12 protein-coding genes are annotated in these 17,217 nt (G+C 44.7%); 9 read left to right on the top strand and 3 right to left on the bottom strand.

The genetic code is table 11. The features are described from left to right. Window positions 1-6 precede the first annotated feature (6 nt). Together T355_RS13430 and T355_RS0103570 are read left to right on the top strand one after the other, a co-directional pair. Window positions 7-1,719, top strand: coding sequence for an ATP-binding protein (locus tag T355_RS13430; RefSeq protein ID WP_197019546.1), 1,713 nt, complete (start codon window positions 7-9; stop codon window positions 1,717-1,719). Window positions 1,720-1,949: 230 nt separating this feature from the next. Next, window positions 1,950-3,746, top strand: coding sequence for an Hpt domain-containing protein (locus tag T355_RS0103570; protein ID WP_197019545.1), 1,797 nt, complete (start codon window positions 1,950-1,952; stop codon window positions 3,744-3,746). 83 nt (window positions 3,747-3,829) lie between these two features. On the opposite strand, the gene T355_RS0103565 is transcribed toward T355_RS0103570, so the two are convergent. After that, a complete protein-coding gene (locus tag T355_RS0103565) occupies window positions 3,830-5,224 on the bottom strand; it encodes a sodium-dependent transporter (protein ID WP_037329771.1) in 1,395 nt (464 codons plus the stop codon). A gap of 267 nt (window positions 5,225-5,491) precedes the next feature. Continuing rightward, window positions 5,492-6,325 carry a DUF4931 domain-containing protein gene (locus tag T355_RS0103560; protein ID WP_027396552.1) on the bottom strand — a complete coding sequence of 278 codons (834 nt, stop codon included), beginning with the start codon at window positions 6,323-6,325 and terminating at the stop codon, window positions 5,492-5,494. A 155-nt stretch (window positions 6,326-6,480) separates the two neighbouring features. Here T355_RS0103560 and T355_RS0103555 point away from each other — a divergent pair, with 155 nt between their 5' ends. From T355_RS0103555 to T355_RS0103545, 3 genes are read left to right on the top strand one after another with little or no spacing between them, the layout of a single operon-like run. Then, window positions 6,481-8,139, top strand: coding sequence for a putative polysaccharide biosynthesis protein (locus T355_RS0103555; RefSeq protein WP_051555372.1), 1,659 nt, complete (start codon window positions 6,481-6,483; stop codon window positions 8,137-8,139). Between the two features lie 48 nt (window positions 8,140-8,187). After that, a complete protein-coding gene (locus T355_RS0103550) occupies window positions 8,188-9,057 on the top strand; it encodes a diacylglycerol/lipid kinase family protein (RefSeq protein WP_027396550.1) in 870 nt (289 codons plus the stop codon). Between the two features lie 53 nt (window positions 9,058-9,110). Beyond that, complete coding sequence (locus T355_RS0103545) at window positions 9,111-10,535, top strand: amidophosphoribosyltransferase (protein ID WP_027396549.1); 1,425 nt, start codon at window positions 9,111-9,113, stop codon at window positions 10,533-10,535. A gap of 60 nt (window positions 10,536-10,595) precedes the next feature. Here the strand turns inward: T355_RS0103545 and T355_RS0103540 are convergent, their stop codons facing one another. Next, window positions 10,596-10,868, bottom strand: a complete 273-nt coding sequence (locus tag T355_RS0103540; RefSeq protein ID WP_027396548.1) for a hypothetical protein — start codon at window positions 10,866-10,868, stop codon at window positions 10,596-10,598. Window positions 10,869-11,009: 141 nt separating this feature from the next. Between T355_RS0103540 and T355_RS0103535 the strand changes: the two genes are divergently transcribed. The 4 genes from T355_RS0103535 (at window position 11,010) to T355_RS0103520 (ending at window position 17,216) form a co-directional block, all read left to right on the top strand. Then, the gene (locus tag T355_RS0103535; RefSeq protein ID WP_037329769.1) at window positions 11,010-12,902 is read left to right on the top strand and encodes a B12-binding domain-containing radical SAM protein; all 1,893 of its coding nucleotides are present in this window, start codon (window positions 11,010-11,012) and stop codon (window positions 12,900-12,902) included. A 195-nt stretch (window positions 12,903-13,097) separates the two neighbouring features. After that, complete coding sequence (locus tag T355_RS0103530; RefSeq protein WP_419670092.1) at window positions 13,098-14,606, top strand: DASS family sodium-coupled anion symporter; 1,509 nt, start codon at window positions 13,098-13,100, stop codon at window positions 14,604-14,606. 156 nt (window positions 14,607-14,762) lie between these two features. After that, a complete protein-coding gene (locus T355_RS0103525; protein WP_027396545.1) occupies window positions 14,763-15,518 on the top strand; it encodes a LytR/AlgR family response regulator transcription factor in 756 nt (251 codons plus the stop codon). A gap of 33 nt (window positions 15,519-15,551) precedes the next feature. Then, window positions 15,552-17,216 (top strand): LytS/YhcK type 5TM receptor domain-containing protein, encoded by a 1,665-nt coding sequence (locus T355_RS0103520; protein WP_037329766.1) that lies wholly within the window; start codon window positions 15,552-15,554, stop codon window positions 17,214-17,216. Window position 17,217 lies beyond the last annotated feature (1 nt).

The following is a 17,217-nucleotide window of genomic DNA, read 5'->3' as shown; positions in this document are numbered from 1 at the left end:
GATATTTTGCCATATTTGACCATTGTAGCGTTCTTGCTGATTATTGCGACTATTATTGCTGTATCCTATGTGGCTATAAGATATAGTAAACGCAAGGATCAGGTATCAAGGCAGCTGTATCATCAGCTTAGTGCCACCACCAAGCTGTATGTTTTCGTGCAGGAATTTGATATTATCAACGATACCTACATTGATATTGAAGTGGATGAAGAAAATGCCAGTGACACGAAGGTAACTGAACATAGTGGCGCCCAGGCGGCCTTGATTTTTCGTATGAAGGAGCATCTAGACCCTTCCTGGGAAAATCAGGTAATGGATTTTTTGAATTTTTCCACTCTGGCTGAACGGCTGGGGGACCGCAATGCCATCACTATGGAGTTTTTAAACAGTGAAGGTATCTGGTGCCGCTGCCGCTTCATCGTTTCCCAGCGTACTTCATTGGGGAAGGTTTCCAGAGTTTTGTGGCTGGTGGAGGAAATTGACGAGGAAAGAAAAGCCAGAGAGGCTCTGCGGGATATTTCCGATAGGGCGATGGCGGCAAGTGAGGCCAAGTCTGCTTTTTTGTCGAACATGTCCCATGAAATAAGAACGCCAATAAATGCCATACTGGGCATGAATGAAATGATTTTGCGGGAATGCAGTCAGGACAGCCCCATACTTTCCTACGCGGAAAATATTGATGCGGCGGGGCATACCCTATTGGCTCTGGTAAATGATATTTTGGATTTTTCCAAGATTGAGGCAGGGAAAATGGAAATCATTCCAGCCGAATATGATTTGTCTTCTGTGATTAATGATTTGGTTCACATGATTTCGTATCGGGCGGAAGAAAAGGGCCTGGAGTTTTCATTGGAGGTAGATCCGGAGACACCTAAACGCCTTTGGGGTGATGATATTCGCCTAAAACAGATTATTACCAATTTGCTTACAAATGCGGTGAAATATACCAAAGAGGGCAGTGTGGTATTTAGTATTGACTTCGAAAAAAAGGATGAAAAGCATGTCCTGCTTACGGTGGCTGTCAAGGATACAGGAAGCGGTATAAAGAAGGAGGACATGGACAAGCTATTTTCCAAGTTTGACAGAATCGGTGAGGAGAAAAATCGTCACATTGAGGGTACTGGCCTTGGCCTCTCTATCACCACCCGCCTGCTTGGTATGATGGGTTCGAAGCTGGAGGTTGGCAGTATTTATGGAGTGGGTTCCCGCTTTTACTTTACTCTGGAGCAGGAGGTTGTGGATTGGGAGCCATTGGGAAATATGGATGAAGTGCTTGTTGCCAATACTTCGGCTGTTCATCAGTATCATGAGCAGTTTACAGCTCCGGAGGCTGAGGTGCTGGTGGTGGATGATACAGCCATGAATCTGGTGGTATTCAGGAATCTGCTAAAGAAAACCAAGGTAAGGATTGATACTGCTGAAAGTGGCGATGAAGCTCTGGCTCTGACTGATAAGAAAAAGTATGATATAGTTTTCCTGGATCACATGATGCCTAAAAAGGATGGTATTGTTACTCTCCATGAGATGAAGGAGCAGAAAAAGGGCATGAACAGGGAAACACCGGTTATTTGCTTCACTGCCAACGCAGTATCAGGAGCTTGGGATCTGTATAAAAATGAAGGCTTTGATGACTATCTCACAAAGCCTATAGACTTTGTCAAGCTGGAACAAATGGTAATGAAATACCTCCCGACTGGAAAAATTCATCGAATAGATTAGGGGCGAAGGGACAGGGAATTGCTATGCGTATAATGGGCGATAACAGAACATCATTTATCGGGGCTATCCTTTGTATTGTGCTGGTTGCCCTGATTTCTGTATTGGGCTTAAATTCAGCAATTACGGATGATACCACGATAATTGTCCTTAATCTTGCCTTGTGCTTTTTTATTATAATGTTCATTTTTTTTATACTACTAAAATTACTGGACAAGTATGAGGTAAAAGAGATGAAATCCCGGAGCCTCAATGAGCGGCTGGCGGCTGCTACACAGATATACTATGAATTTAAGGAAGTAGATATAATAAATAATACCATCAGATCCGTTATAGACCGGGAGGATGATGATGGGGAATTAAAGGTTGATGATGGTGCTGACGCCCAGCAGCATTTTTGGGATTATGTAAACGAAGAGGTGGAGGAACACTTCACCCTTCAAATGAAAGAATTCGTTGACTTTTCTATACTTGGGCTTATGTTGGAATATCGGGTGGCTGCTACTACCACCTTTATGACCAAGCAGGGGAAGTGGCTGCGGGCCCGTGTTGTCAGATGCCAGCAGACGCAGGCGGGAAAAGTAGCCACCTTCCTGTGGATATTGGAGGATATTTCGGAAGAAAGACAGCAAAGGGATGCTTTAATTGATGTTTCCAACAGAGTGGCGGCGGCAAATAATGCCAAAACGGCTTTTTTGTCCACTATTTCCAATGAATTGCGGGCACCTATTGATGCTGTACTGGGCATTAACTCAATGATTCTTGCGGAAACTCAGGAGCCACAAACTGTCCGTTATTCGGAAAGTATACGGGATGCCAGTGTAGACCTTTTGGGAAGAATCAACGATATACTTGATTTTTCCAATATTGAAGCCGGAAAGATAGAAATAATGCCAAGGGAGTACGATTTTCGTGAATTGCTGAGTGAGCTGGTGGCAATGATAAGGCCACAGGCAGAGGAGAAAAAGCTGTCATTCGTCTTGGATATCGATGGCAATATTCCTAAAATCCTGTTCGGTGATGATATCCGCATAAAGCAAATATTCATTAACCTGCTAACAAACGCAGTGAAATATACTGCAAAGGGACGGGTAATATTGGCAATAAGTTCAGAGAAGCTGGATGATGAGCACATAGGGCTGCATGTTTCAGTAAAGGATACAGGCCAGGGGATAAAAGACGAGGATAAAACGCGGCTCTTTGTAGAATTTGAACGGGTTGAGGAGGGCAGAAGCCCAACTGTTGGTGGTACAGGCTTAGGAGTAACCATTACCCAGCGTTTGCTGGGATTAATGGGTTCAAATCTGGAGGTGGAAAGTGTCTATAAATTGGGTTCAAATTTCTATTTTGCACTGGAGCAAAAGGTGGAAGACTGGACTCCTATAGGCAAAATTGGAGATATAGCTGCACCTGCTATTGCAGATGAGGATTTCCATCTGCCTCGCTTCATTTACGAATTACCAGAAGTTAATGTGGAAGCCGGCATTAAGAATAATGGAGATGAGGAATCTTATTTGGAGGCTTTGAAGGTATATGCCTCTATGGTTGGTACATACATAGATGAAATCACCCAATATATGCAGAACAAGGACATTGAAAATGCCACTATCAAAATTCATGCTCTTAAGAGTACATCGCGTATTATTGGTGCAGAAAGCATTGGGGAAAAGGCATTGGCCTTGGAAACTGCCGGCAAGGCCGGAGACATGGATACCCTGGAAAAAGAAGTGGATGGATTATTGGAACGCTGTGGAAAATTGGGGGAACAGCTGCATCCGTTGCTGGAAAATACCACTGAGACTGTCGGCGAGGATAAGGCTATGATAGATGAGGCCGTACTTTCTAAGGCTTATGGGAAAATTGAGCAATATGCCCTTGGCTGTGACAGCTTTGGCATTGAAGAGGTGCTTGGGGAGCTAAATAATTACCGGTTGCCGGAGGTGGAACAGGAGAAAATATCAGCTTTGTCCCAGGCTATAGACAATTTTGATTTTGAGAAGGTATCGGAAATTTTGAAGGAAGAAAAATAACGAGCTTATGCTATGAATGCAAAAACACCGCCTGCCAGTAATGACAGACGGTGTTTTAAGTTACGCTACTATTTATATTTAGTTTAGAAGCTGATCATGCCGGAAGATTTCAGGAACAGGATGAACAGCAGTACAGGAGCAATGAACTTAATCATTGCAATGTAGATATACTTACGGCTGAAGGTTTCGCCATTCTTTTCCATTTCGTCAATAATAACCTGTGGACCAACAACCCAGCCAATCATAATACAGGTTCCGATGGAAATAATTGGCATGAAAATACTGTTGGAAATGTAATCCATAACATCCAGGACCTGACCGGTGCTGCCAGTTGGCAATGGAAGCTCAAAGTAGAATACATTGTAGCCAAGACATACGATAGTACCAAATACCAGTGCAATTGCAAACTCAGCAAGAGCAGCCTTCACACGGGTAATGTGGAAGTAGTCCATAAAGCTGGATACAACTGCTTCCATAATGGACACAGCAGAGGTTACCGCTGCGAAAAGAACCATCAGGAAGAACATAATGCCCACGATAATACCGGCGGTGCCCATGCTTTCAAAAACCTTTGGCAGGGATATGAACATGAGGCCCGGGCCGGAAGCAGATAAGCCCTCGCTGCCCATGAAGGTAAATACAGCAGGGATAATCAACAGACCTGCAAGGAAGGATACCAGGGTATCAAAGAACTCAATGCGGTTTACGGAAGCGACGGCATCAGCCTTATCACTAACGTAGGAGCCGTAGGCAACCATAATACCCATTGCAACAGACAGTGAGAAGAACAGCTGGCCCATGGCATCCACCAATACACTCATAAAATGGCTGAAGGTAAGACCCTCAAAGTTTGGAATAAGATAAATCAGCAGACCATCCATACCGCTTCTGGTAACACCATTGGCATCAGTATGGGTGATGGTCAGAGAATAAATAGCGATGGCGATAATAAGTATAATCAAGGCTGGCATAATAATCTTTGAGGATGCCTCAATACCCTTGTTTACGCCTAAAAGAATAATTGCTGTACAAGCCATTAAAAACAGGAACATATAAACCAGTGGCTCATGCTGGGCAGTAATAAAGCCTACAAAATAACCATCCTGAGCTGCTTCCACGTAGCTTCCGGTGGTAAACGCCAGGAAATATTTGATTACCCAGCCTCCAATAGCACTGTAGTAAGGCATGATGATGGCTGGAATTAAGCAGGCCAAAAGACCAAGCCAGCGCCATTTCTTGCATATACGGGAGTATGCTGTGAGAGGACCCTGCTTTGTCTTACGACCAATGGCAATTTCTGTGGTCAGCAACGCAAAACCGAAGGTCAGCAGCAAAATAAGATAAATAAGCAGGAACAGCCCGCCACCGTCCTTGGCAGCAAGATAAGGGAATCTCCAGATATTTCCAAGGCCTACAGCAGATCCGGCGGCAGCCAGAACAAAACCAAAGGATCCGCCAAAGGATTTTCTTGATTCCATAATGAAAACCTCTTTTCTTTTTAGTATACGAGCGTAATTATAACACATAAAAAATAAAAAGGAAAGACATTTTGCTATAAAAATGTGTAAACTTGTAACATGAATTAAAACAGCAAACAATTTAAAAATAGCTAGTATTTATCAGCATTTTATGAATCGAGTTAGGGCAAAAATAAAAAAGATGGAACAAAAATGTATATGTTCCATCTTAATATATATTGCGAATTGTGGACATTAGATTAATACGAATAGACATTTAGCCTTTAATTATTTTATGTATCCCTGGTTTTCCAGATGTGCTCTCAAGTTTTCAGCAAAGTCAGGAATGGAGGTGGGGCGCAGGTGAATGTTGTAGCCTACATACATTGGCGGGGTGGCAAATCTTGGCATAATCTTAACCCGCATCTTTTTTTCAACATTATAAAAGAAAAGGTTATAGCTGAAATTTGGTCGCTTAAAGTACCCCTTCATAAAGGTAACGGTTTCTTTTATAAGGTCAGCTAACAAATTAAGGCTCTCATCCTTGGGCATAAGGGCTACGGCATTAGTAGTGTCCTTATCGGTGTAGGCCTCATGGTGAAGCACTAGATTGTACTCAGAAAAGCCAATGCGCGGATTCGTAGAGGTGTTAAGCTCCACGCCCTTGTCTTCAAAGATTTTCAGACCTTCAAATTCCACTGGGTCAAACATCAGGTCCGGATCAAGCTCCGGGTAACCCACCAGCTGCATGTGGGGATGCTGAATTGTGCCTCCCGACATGGGACCAAAATTTTTAAAGAAAATAACGGAGCGGTATTTACCGCAGTTCAGCATTTTGATCCAGTGCTTTACGCCCATGTGTATAACACGGCGCATCTGCTCCCTGGAGTAATCAGGTATGTCTGATTTACATTGGTCGGTTTCAATAAGCACCAGCTGGTCTGAGGGCTCCATGACATTATATTTATTCTTCAATAATATAATGTTGTCATCTGTTTCGATAATACCCACCAGGTGCTCTACATCACAGAAAGGGCAGTCGCTGGTATTGGCCATACCCTGAATGGTCCGCGGTTTTTTTACCCCTATGGTTGTGTTGAAATTAATGATATTTATCTCCATGTTATAGACTCCTCGCGTGCTTGCAGTCTATGACTGTAAGTGATATAATTTTTTAGCATGGCTTATTATGCCATAACATAAGAATTAAACAGCTACACCTAATATTAAAGCATAATTTTAGGGTGGCATACAACTATTTTATAACCTATGAGGGTGTGAGCAAGATTAGTAATCAGGAAGCTTCTGAAAACAATAAAAATAATAAAGGGGAATCTTTACTTAAGGGTACCTTGATTTTGACTGTTGCCGGTATTGTGGTAAAGGTCATTGGTTCCCTTAACTGGATTTTCGTTTCCCGAATTTTGGGCGGTGAAGGTATCGGACTTTATCAGATGGCCTTCCCAATTTATTTTTTCGCCTTAAGTGTATCTACAGCCGGTGTTCCGGTGGCTATTTCAATCATTACAGCTGAAAGAGTAGCTCTAAAGGATATATTGGGGGCCAAGCGGGTATTTAAGGTATCCATGTCATTGATGTTTGTAACGGGTATTTTGTTCTCGTTGCTGACGTATTTCGGCGCCCAGTGGCTCATTGATTTCCATTTCATTCGTGATGCCCGTGCTTACTGGTCAGTTGTGGCACTGGCGCCTGCTATTTTCTTCGTAACCCTGCTGGCCAGCTCCCGTGGCTATTTACAGGGTTGGCAGCGCATGACGCCAACGGCTGTATCCCAGATTGTGGAGCAGATATTCCGCGTAGTTACCATGATAATGTTTGCCAGCCTGTTCCTGCCTTACGGTTTGGATTATGCAGCGGCTGGTGCCAGTCTGGGTGCCTTTGCCGGTGCTGTGACGGGACTTATCGTGCTGGTATATTTCCATTGGAAGCTGGAGAAGGATATTGTAAGTGAATTTGGCCATGAGCTGAAGCCACTTCCGGATACTGAAAAGACCTCCAACTGGGGAATCATCAAGCGTATTTTCGCACTGTCCTTGCCTGTATCTGCCGCCAGCATCATGCTGCCTGTAGTATCCAATCTGGATCTGGCCATTGTGCCACAGCGACTTGAGGTGGCAGGCTACAGCGTCAATGAAGCCACAGAGCTGTTCGGTTATCTCACTGGTATGGCGGTGCCGCTTGTTAATTTGGCTACTATTATCACAGCTTCTCTGGCAGTAAGTCTTGTGCCGGCCATTTCCAAGGCAAGGGCCCTCCAGGATGCCAAGCTGGTATTTAGTCAGACTGCATCTGGTATCCGTATTTCCAATGCGGTTTGTTTCCCTGCCTTTGTGGTGGTATTTGTTCTGGCTACTCCAATTGCTTCATTAATTTATAATGCACCAAATGCGGGACCAGCTATTATGGTTTCCGCTGTAAGCATTGTTTTGTTGGGCCTTCATCAGGTTTCCACTGCGGTGCTTCAGGGGCTGGGCCATCCGTCTATCCCAATGGTTAATATGATTGTGGCGGCTGTGGCCAAGGTTATTCTTAACTGGACACTTGTTGCCAAGCCTTGGCTGGGAATTATGGGTGCAGCCTGGGCAACTGCTGCCGACATGGGTGTGGCGGCTGTTATAAATATGTTCTTTATATATAAATACATAGGCTATCGTATGGAAATTCCTCAGCTTTTAAAGACCATTGTGGCCTCTGTGTTTATGGCGGCTTCTGTGTGGTATTTCTACGATTATACCCTGGCGGCCTGGGGCAGCAATGTGATTTCCACCTTTGGTGCTTGTTTGCTGGGTTGTGTGGTTTATTTGGCGGTATTGCTCCTTATTGGCGGTATGATGGAGGAGGATATGGCCCGTATTCCGATGATTGGCCGTTTTGGCATCAAGGCCATGCACAAGCTGGGTGTATATAAGGGCTGATTAATTTGACGAATTTTTGTTTTGAATAGAAAGGCCGAGTTTAAGATAATGAAAAAACTGGTTTTGGTATATAATCCGGTTTCCGGCAAGGCCGTTTTCAAGAAGCGCCTTGATGAAATAATATATAAGCTCCAGAGCCGTGGCTGTATGGTGATTCCTTACAGAACCACCCCGGAAAATGCAGATTTAGTTGATTTTATAAGGCTGGCGGCGCCAGATGGTATTATAGCTGCCGGCGGAGATGGTACTGTTCATGAGATTGTGAACCTCATAATGAGGGAGAAGCTGAACATTCCTATGGGAATTATCGGCACGGGTACCTCCAACGATTTTGCCACCTTCCTGCACCTTGACACAGATGAATACTTTGACCGTATTGCTTCCGGGAAGACCATGAAAATAGATCTGGGCAAGGTGGGAGATACTTACTTTATTAATGTAGCCAGTGCGGGTATGGTTACTTCCATTGCCCATGAGGTGGATACACGATTGAAAAATGCCTTTGGTAAAATGGCCTATTATGTGCATGGGTTGAAAACTCTGCCTCAGTTTAGGGCCTTTGACCTTACGGTACGTACGGAAAAGGAAGAATTTAACGAGAAGGCTTTTCTCTTTTTGGTGGTTAATTCCAGTGTGGTAGCCAGCTTCAAAAATGCGGCTGTACAGGCCAGTGTCCAGGATGGTGTGCTGGATCTTATCATTATGAAGCAGTGCAACGTGGCGGATTTGATGATTGTTACCACAGAGCTTTTGGCGGGAAAGGATATTTCCCAGCGCAAGGAGGTTATTTATCGTCAGGCCTCTACCTTTGAGGTGGAGTGCTCTGAGGAGCTTACCAGCGATATTGATGGTGAGGTGGGGCCTAAGCTGCCTTTGAAAATAGAAACTGTACCTCAGGTTCTGGATATTTTTTATTAAGTCTTGACCAGAACTAAATAGTCTAGCTTTTTACATCGGAAGGAGAGTTATCGATGGGTGGATTTTTTGGTGTAGTGTCCCATAGGGATTGTGTGGTGGACCTTTTCTTTGGTCTGGATTATCATTCACATTTGGGAACAAAATGTGGTGGTATGGTAATTCATGATGCCGTTAAGGGCTTCCAGCGTCAGATTCATTCCATTGACAAGACTCCTTTTAGAACCAAATTTGAAAAGGAACTTTCCTCCTTTAATGGCACCAGCGGTATTGGCTGCATAAGTGATACGGATCCCCAGCCGCTTTTGGTGCGCTCCCATATTGGCCTTTATGGTATAACCACTGTAGGTATTATTAATAATACGGATGCTATTTTGAAGCATTATTTCAAGGATAAGAATCACCAGTTTATGGCCATGAGCTCCGGAAAGATTAATTCCACTGAGCTGGTGGCGGCCCTTATTAACGAAAAGGATGATATTGTATCCGGCATTCTTCATGCCCAGGATATTATTGAGGGCTCCATAACCATATTGATTCTCACTGAGGATGGTGAGATTATTGCTGCCCGTGACAAGGTGGGGCGTCTGCCAGTTATTTTGGGCAAGAACAATGATGGGTATTGCGTGTCCTTTGAGGATTTCGCCTTCCAGAAAATGGGCTATGACAAGTTCTATGAGCTGGGGCCAAGGGAAATTGTTCGCATGAATTCCTGTGGTATTGGCACCATTTCGCCTGCATCCAAGGATATGAAGGTTTGTGCCTTCCTATGGACCTATTATGGCTATCCTACTTCCTCCTATGAGGGCAAGAACGTTGAGGTTATGCGTGTAAATAATGGCAAAATTATGGCCCGTGAGGAAAGAAAGCGGGGCAAATTGCCAGAACTTGATTATGTGGCTGGCGTTCCGGATTCTGGTATTCCCCATGCCATTGGCTATGCCAACGAAAGTGGCAATGAATTTGCCCGTCCCTTTATAAAATACACTCCTACCTGGTCCCGTTCCTTTATGCCAACTACCCAGAAGATTCGCAATCAGGTGGCCAAGATGAAGCAGATTCCTGTTCCCGAGCTTATTAAGGGAAAGAAGCTGCTCTTTGTGGATGATTCCATTGTGCGGGGAACTCAGCTTCGGGAAACTGTAGATTTCCTTTATAAGAGCGGAGCCAAGGAGGTACACATGCGCAGTGCCTGTCCACCAATTATGTACGGCTGTAAGTATCTTAACTTCTCCTCCAGCAAGGGGGAGCATGAGCTGTTAGCCCGCCGGGTTATCCAGGATCTGGAGGGGGATGAGGGTGTTAAGCATATTGATGAATATGCAGATGCCAACACAGAGCGTGGGCAGTGTATGCTGAAGCGTATCTGTGAAATGTTCAAGTTTGATTCTCTGGGCTATCAGTCGTTGGAAGGCACTCTTGAAGCCATCGGCATTGATAAAGACAAGGTCTGCACCTATTGCTGGACTGGTAAGGAATAAAAAATAAAAGGGACTGCTTAGGCAGTCCCTTTAGTATAGACAGATAAAATTACAATTGGATTATGCTGTTGGCAAATCCTTTACCCAGCCCTTGAAGGCCTTAATGATGTTGCCGGCAGGCATAGCAGCCAGCTGCTCATCGGTGAGGTCAGCTGGGATAAGTGGAGCCAGGGTTGCAGCGGTAGCCATGAATTCCTCCATGGTCATGCCGTCCAACAGGCCCTTTACGATTTCATAAGCCTCCTGAGGGCTCTTTGCCTCGCTGAGCTTCTGGAGCATCTCAGGGTTCTGCATAATTGCAGCACCAATCTGCATAAACTTTTCAGGTATCATTATTAATCACATTCCTTTTTATCATATTCCGTCGTATGTATTCGTTCACAACGGTACATATCCTTTCACATTATAACCCAACTGGTGAAAATATGCTATAGGCAAAATTTTTCTGATGGGCTTTTCCAATGGAGTAAGATTATGAAAAAAATTCTTTGGCTGGCATTCAATGCCAAATTTTCCCATACATCCCTGACAGTTCGCTATCTGCGTCAGGCGGCGGCGAAGCTTAATATTGAATCGGATATTTTGGAGCTTACCATAAATAATTATGTGCCGGATATTCTCAGTGAAATATATGAGCACAAGCCGGATATTATTGGCATTTCCTGCTATATATGGAACATTGAATTAATAAAACATACTCTCCCACTAGTGAGGAAGGTTTTGCCTAATACACTGATTATTTGCGGCGGTCCGGAGGTTTCCTATGAAGTAACTGATTTTATGAGGATCAATCCAGCTGTGGATTTCGTGGTTCGGGGTGAGGGAGAGGAAGCAGTTATGGAGCTTCTGGACCTTATTATTAATCGGCGGGCAGTTAATAATGAAAGAAAGCTCATCGTTGAGCCCCAAAATCCCGGAATTGCCTGGCGGGGAGGGACATTGGAGGCTGTAGATGAGGATGTAATTCACGCAGGTAAGGCTGTAACGGTTATGAATCGGCTGGAGCCTTCTAAATTGAAGCTGCCATTTCCTTATGTTGATGAGGAAATGGAGGATATTAAGGAGAAGATTCTCTATTATGAAACCTCCCGTGGATGTCCCTTTTCCTGTGCCTACTGTCTTTCCTGTGCCACCGCCGGGGTTCGTTATCGTCCCTTGGAGGAGGTGTTTAAAGAGCTGTATTTCTTTGTTTCCCATGATGTGCGGCAGGTGAAATTCGTGGACCGTACATTTAACGCTAAAAAATCCCATTTTTTACCAATAATTGAATATATTAGGGATTTGCCAGCGGTCTGTCGCACCAATTTCCATTTTGAGGTGGCAGTGGATTATCTTGATGAGGAAACCATAGAGGTACTGCAATCCATGCCAAAGGGCAGGGTCCAGCTGGAAATAGGGGTTCAGACCACCAATAAAGAGGTTTTGAAGCGAATTTCCCGGGTAAATCATTGGGAGGATATCTGCAGAAATATAAAGGCACTGCAGAAAAACCATAATATGCATATCCACACGGATTTGATTATTGGCCTACCTGGAGAGGATTTGGACTCCTTTGGCCAGTCCTTTAATGATTTGTACGCTCTCCATACCGATATGCTGCAGCTGGGCTTTTTGAAATTCTTAAAGGGTTCTGCCATGATGGATATGGTGGAGAGGTATAATTATGAATACATGGATATTGGCCCCTATGAGGTATTGTCCAATGATGTGATGGACTATGGTGAGATTCGCTGGCTCCATATTTTTGAGCAGGTGTTTGAGCTTTATCACAACGCTGGACGCTGTCTGAAGTCCATGGAGTATATGATTGAAAAATTCTTTGGTGGTAACGCCTTTGAGTTTTATTCACGCTTTACTGACTATTGGGAAAAGCTTGGTAACCACAGGCGGGCCATCAGTGCCAAAAATCTCTATGGATATTTGTGGGATTTCTTTAAAATGGTTTTAAATGCCAATGTGGACAATGGTCCAAGGGATGATGTAATGGATAGGTCGGCAGAGAATCACCGCCTCATTATGGATAATTTGATGCGCTATGATGCCCTTACTGCGGATAGTGGCCAGAACAGGCCTGAATTTCTTAATTGGAACAAGGAAAAGTATCAGGAGCAGACAGCGGCCTTTTGGCGGGATAAGCTGCCAGCCGGCCAAGGCGCATCTGATGTCATTAATGGGTTTAAATTCACCAACTGGCGTGAGCTTAATAAAAAGTATCACATAGAGGTCTTTGATGTGGTAGTTGATGTTCCGGCTGATGGACTGAGTGCTGTGTGCCATCAACAGGCCCTATTGTTTATGTATGAACACAGGGTATTTGACAGGGTAGTGGAGATTAATTTGAAGTTACAAGTCAAGAAAACGGATTAGTTTTCAAACTTAATAATTGGATTTTTGAAGAGGTTGCTGAAAATTCAGCACCTCTTTTTTGTTATTCAGGGGCGAATTTGGACCAATGAGCGAAAATTTATCGTTTCTGCTATACCGGAATATTATACTAACCATAAGAAAAGTGCACTGATTTATGAAATGAATCAATTAAATTATGTTTAGGAGGTGTGTAGTATGGAATTATCCCATGAAATGAGAGGGATGGCATTTCAGCCAGTTTCTATGTCATCAATATTTAAAAAGTATGGTCTGCTAATTGGCTTTTTGGCAATGGCCGGTATATTTATGATGCCAACACCAGCAGATCTTACTACAGCGGGACATCGTATGCTGGGTATATTGGTTTTTGCGGTTATTATCTGGATTACAGAAACGGTATCATATCCAGTTAGTGCCACTATTATTGCCACGTTAATGATTCTGTGCTTGGGCTTGTCACCGAATCCTCAGGATCCAGCAACTCTTATGGGGACCTCTAATGCAATCAAGACAGCTTTTACAGGAATTAGTGCCAGTGGAACGGTTCTGGTAGGTGCGGCGCTGTTCTTGGCAGCTGGTATGATGCACACGGGACTTGATAAGCGGATAGCCTTGTTTGTTTTGTCCAAGGTGGGAGCGAAAACCAACAGAATTTTAGCAGGTATGATTTTTGTAGGCTTTGTCCTGGCATTTTTTGTTCCAAGTACCACAGCTCGTGTAGGGTGTATAGTTCCAATCGTTCTCGGCATAATCGCAGCCTTTAAGATGGAACGTAACAGCCGCTTTGCAGCACTTTTGATGATTGCCACAGTGCACGCGGCCAGTATCTGGAATATAGGTATTAAGACAGCGGCGGCCCAGAACATGGTAGCTCTTGGCTTTATCGACAAGCAGTTGGGTGCTAATATCACCTGGACTGAGTGGTTCATAGCAGCGGCCCCTTATGCCGCTATTATGTCAGTGGTTCTGTATTTCCTTTGCTGGAAGATTTTACCACCGGAGATGAACGAGGTGGCTGGCGGGGATGCCACAGTTAAGGAAGCACGGAAGGAATTGGGTCCAATGAAGACCTCAGAGAAGAAGCTGATGCTGATTTCCATCGGTTTGCTGTTCCTCTGGGTAACAGAAAAAATTGTCCATCCGTTGGACACCACCACATCCACAGTAATTGCCATTACATTGATGTTTATGCCGGGAATCGGTATTATGACCTGGAAGGAAGCACAGTCCCGTATTTCCTGGGGCACATTGGTATTGTTCGGTATTGGTATCAGCATGGGGTCAGCTCTGCTATCAACCCAGGCAGCCTCCTGGTTGGCTAATCAGCTTTCCATGGGCTTTGGTCTGGCCGGTATGAGTGTATTTATGGTATTTGCTATTTTGGCCCTATTCCTTATTGTTGTACATATAGGCTTTGCCAGCGCCACAGCTGTAGCCTCCTCTATGATTCCAATAATGATTGCAGTGCTGCAGGGATTGGATAATCCTCTGTTGAACATTGTGGGCATTACCATGGTCCTGCAGTTTGTAGTAAGCTTCGGATTTATTTTGCCGGTTAATTCGCCACAGGGTATTCTGGCCTTTGCCACTGAGACCTTTACGGCCAAGGATTGCATAAAGGTAGGTTTGCCAATTACTATTATTGGTTACCTGCTGCTGTTGCTGTTTTCACAGACCTATTGGAAGTTCTTGGGGATATTCTGATAGGTATTCAATACAAAATAAAGATAAAATACGTTTTATTTTTAAAGGGAGGAAGCTAGGCTTTCTCCCTTTAGTTAATTGAATTGCACTGTGTCAGGTGATAGAATGGAAGTGGGTGCAAAGGTAGTTTTTTTGTACAGGAAAGGGTGAGGATAGATGCTACGTACAGTGATAGTTGATGACGAGCAGCCTATTTGCGATGATATTGCGTATTTGCTGGAGGCACATCCGGATATTGAGGTGGTGGCCACATTTCAGCAAAGCCAGCAGGCTTTGGCCTATCTGCAGCAAAATCCCTGTGATCTCCTGTTTTTGGATATAAAAATGCCGGGCATGAGCGGCTTGGAATTTGCCGAGTGTTTGAGCACCTTAAAATTAAATGTTATGATTATTTTTGTTACGGCTTATGAGGAATATGCCCTACCGGCCTTTGAAACCTCTGCAGTGGCCTATCTTACCAAGCCACTGGGACAGGCAAGGCTCACCAAAGCCCTAAAAAAGGTGAGGTCTCTGTTTTCTTTGGTGGAAAATAATGAATCAACGGGGAGGATCGTGCCCGCAGTAGAGGCACATCACTATCACCCCATAAGTGTTCAAAAGGGTGAGGCATTGATTCCTGTTCAGCAGCGGGATATTCTGCTGGCCTATGTTAAGGAAAAACTGGTTTTCCTGCGAACCAAGGATGGTGATTTTCAGCTTTCCATGACCTTGGCGGAATTGGAGGAGCTACTGGATCCTGAGCTGTTTTTGCGGGTGCATCGGCAATATATAGTGAACACTGAGGCTATAGCCAAGGTAATTCCGTGGTTCCACGGCTCTTACGTTCTGAACATGAGGGATGGAGCTGGTACGGAAATACCAGTTAGTCGCAAGCATATATCAGAGGTACGACAGGTCTTGGGAATCAAGTGAGATTGAAATTCCCGGGGGATTGGAAGTGATATAATGGAGTTGTTGTTTGACTTGCTGGGGGATGTGTGCATTTCCACGGTAGTTGCCTATTTATTGGGACGCAACCGCAAGGCCATGACCATGGCCATGGCGCCAGTGACGTGGAAGTCCTGGGCGGTATTCACAGCAGTATTTTCTCTGTTATCAATTATTTCATCGTATTATGGTACTCGTCTGGAGGGAGCCCTGGCCAGTACCCGCATAGTGGGTACCCTTATGGGAGGCATTATAGGCGGACCTTGGGTAGGAGCCAGCGTGGGGTTGATTGGTGCCCTGCATCGTTACAGTCTGGGGGGCTTTACGGCCTCATCATGTGCTGTAGCTACCTTTATGGTGGGTATCCTGGCCGGATTGCTACGCCAGAAGGTAGGATTTCATCGTCTGGATTGGCGTATGGCAGCAGGGATGGCTTTAATGGCAGAGCTTATTCAAAAGGGGCTGACCTTGGCCTTTGCCAAGCCCTTTGAGGCTGCCCTGGCCTTTGAGAAAACCGCTGCAATTCCCACAACCATGGTAACAATAGTAGGAACCACCCTGTTTGTAATGATTTTAAAGGATATGCAGCTCCAATCCGAGCTGAGTGGAGCCCGTTCAGCTCATTTGGCCCTGACTATAGCTGGGCAGACATTAAAATGGTTACGGGCAGGACTATCAACGGACAGTGCCCAAAGGGTGGTGGAGCTGATTTACCGTTTGACCAAGGTAGATGCCGTTTCCATAACAGATGACAAGAAAATTTTGGCCTTTGTGGGCGTAGGCAGTGACCATCATTTGCCAGGAGGGGAAATTTTATCGTCAGCTACCACGGAAGCCCTTACTACAGGGGAAATTGTGGTATTTCAGGATGGGGCCCAATGTCCGGAGCCACATTGTCCGTTGGTATGTGGGGTGGTGGCACCCTTAATGCCCAAGGATAAGGCTGTGGGTACCTTAAAGCTGTATCGGAGCCACAAAAACAGTCTTTCAGTATCTGAGGTGCAGCTGGTAAAGGATTTGGCACAGCTTCTGTCCCGTCAGTTGGCCATTCATGAGCTGGATCAGCAGCAGACTCTGGCGGAACGGGCAGAATTAAAGGCTTTGCGGGCCCAGATAAATCCTCATTTTTTGTTTAACACTTTATCTAATATTATGTCTTTTTGCCGCACAGCTCCGGATACAGCTAGGATGCTGCTGGAGGAGCTGTCGGAAATGCTCCATTTCAGCTTTGCCAAGCATGAGGACAAGGTGACGGTGGAGGAAGAGTTCTCCAGCGTGGCTGCGTATATTGAAATTTTAAAGGTTCGCTTTGGCTCTCGCTTATCAGTAAATCTTGACGTGAATCCGGCTCTCGACTCGTATTTGCTGCCAACCTTTTCTCTGCAGCCCATAGTAGAGAATGCCCTGCTTCATGGCCTGTTTTCCAAACCAGCAGATTGTCAGCTGGATATCAGCATTAAGGCGGAGGATGACAAGCTTGTAGTTCGGGTGGCTGATAATGGTATTGGTATGACGGCAGATGAATGTGAAAAGCTGATGCGGGAGCAGACTGGTGGTATCGGTCTGTCCAATGTCCGTCAACGCATTGCCAACCTGTATTCAGGCAGGGGACTTCTGGAGCTCAACTCCAAGCAGGGTGAAGGCACCGAAGTCATTTATAAAATTCCTTTGGAGAGAAAATAAC

This window comes from Anaerovibrio lipolyticus LB2005 (assembly GCF_000621545.1).
GTDB lineage: Bacteria > Bacillota > Negativicutes > Selenomonadales > Selenomonadaceae > Anaerovibrio > Anaerovibrio lipolyticus_A.
The sequence above is the reverse complement of the archived record's forward strand: the minus strand, read 5'-3'. Positions and strand labels throughout refer to the sequence as shown.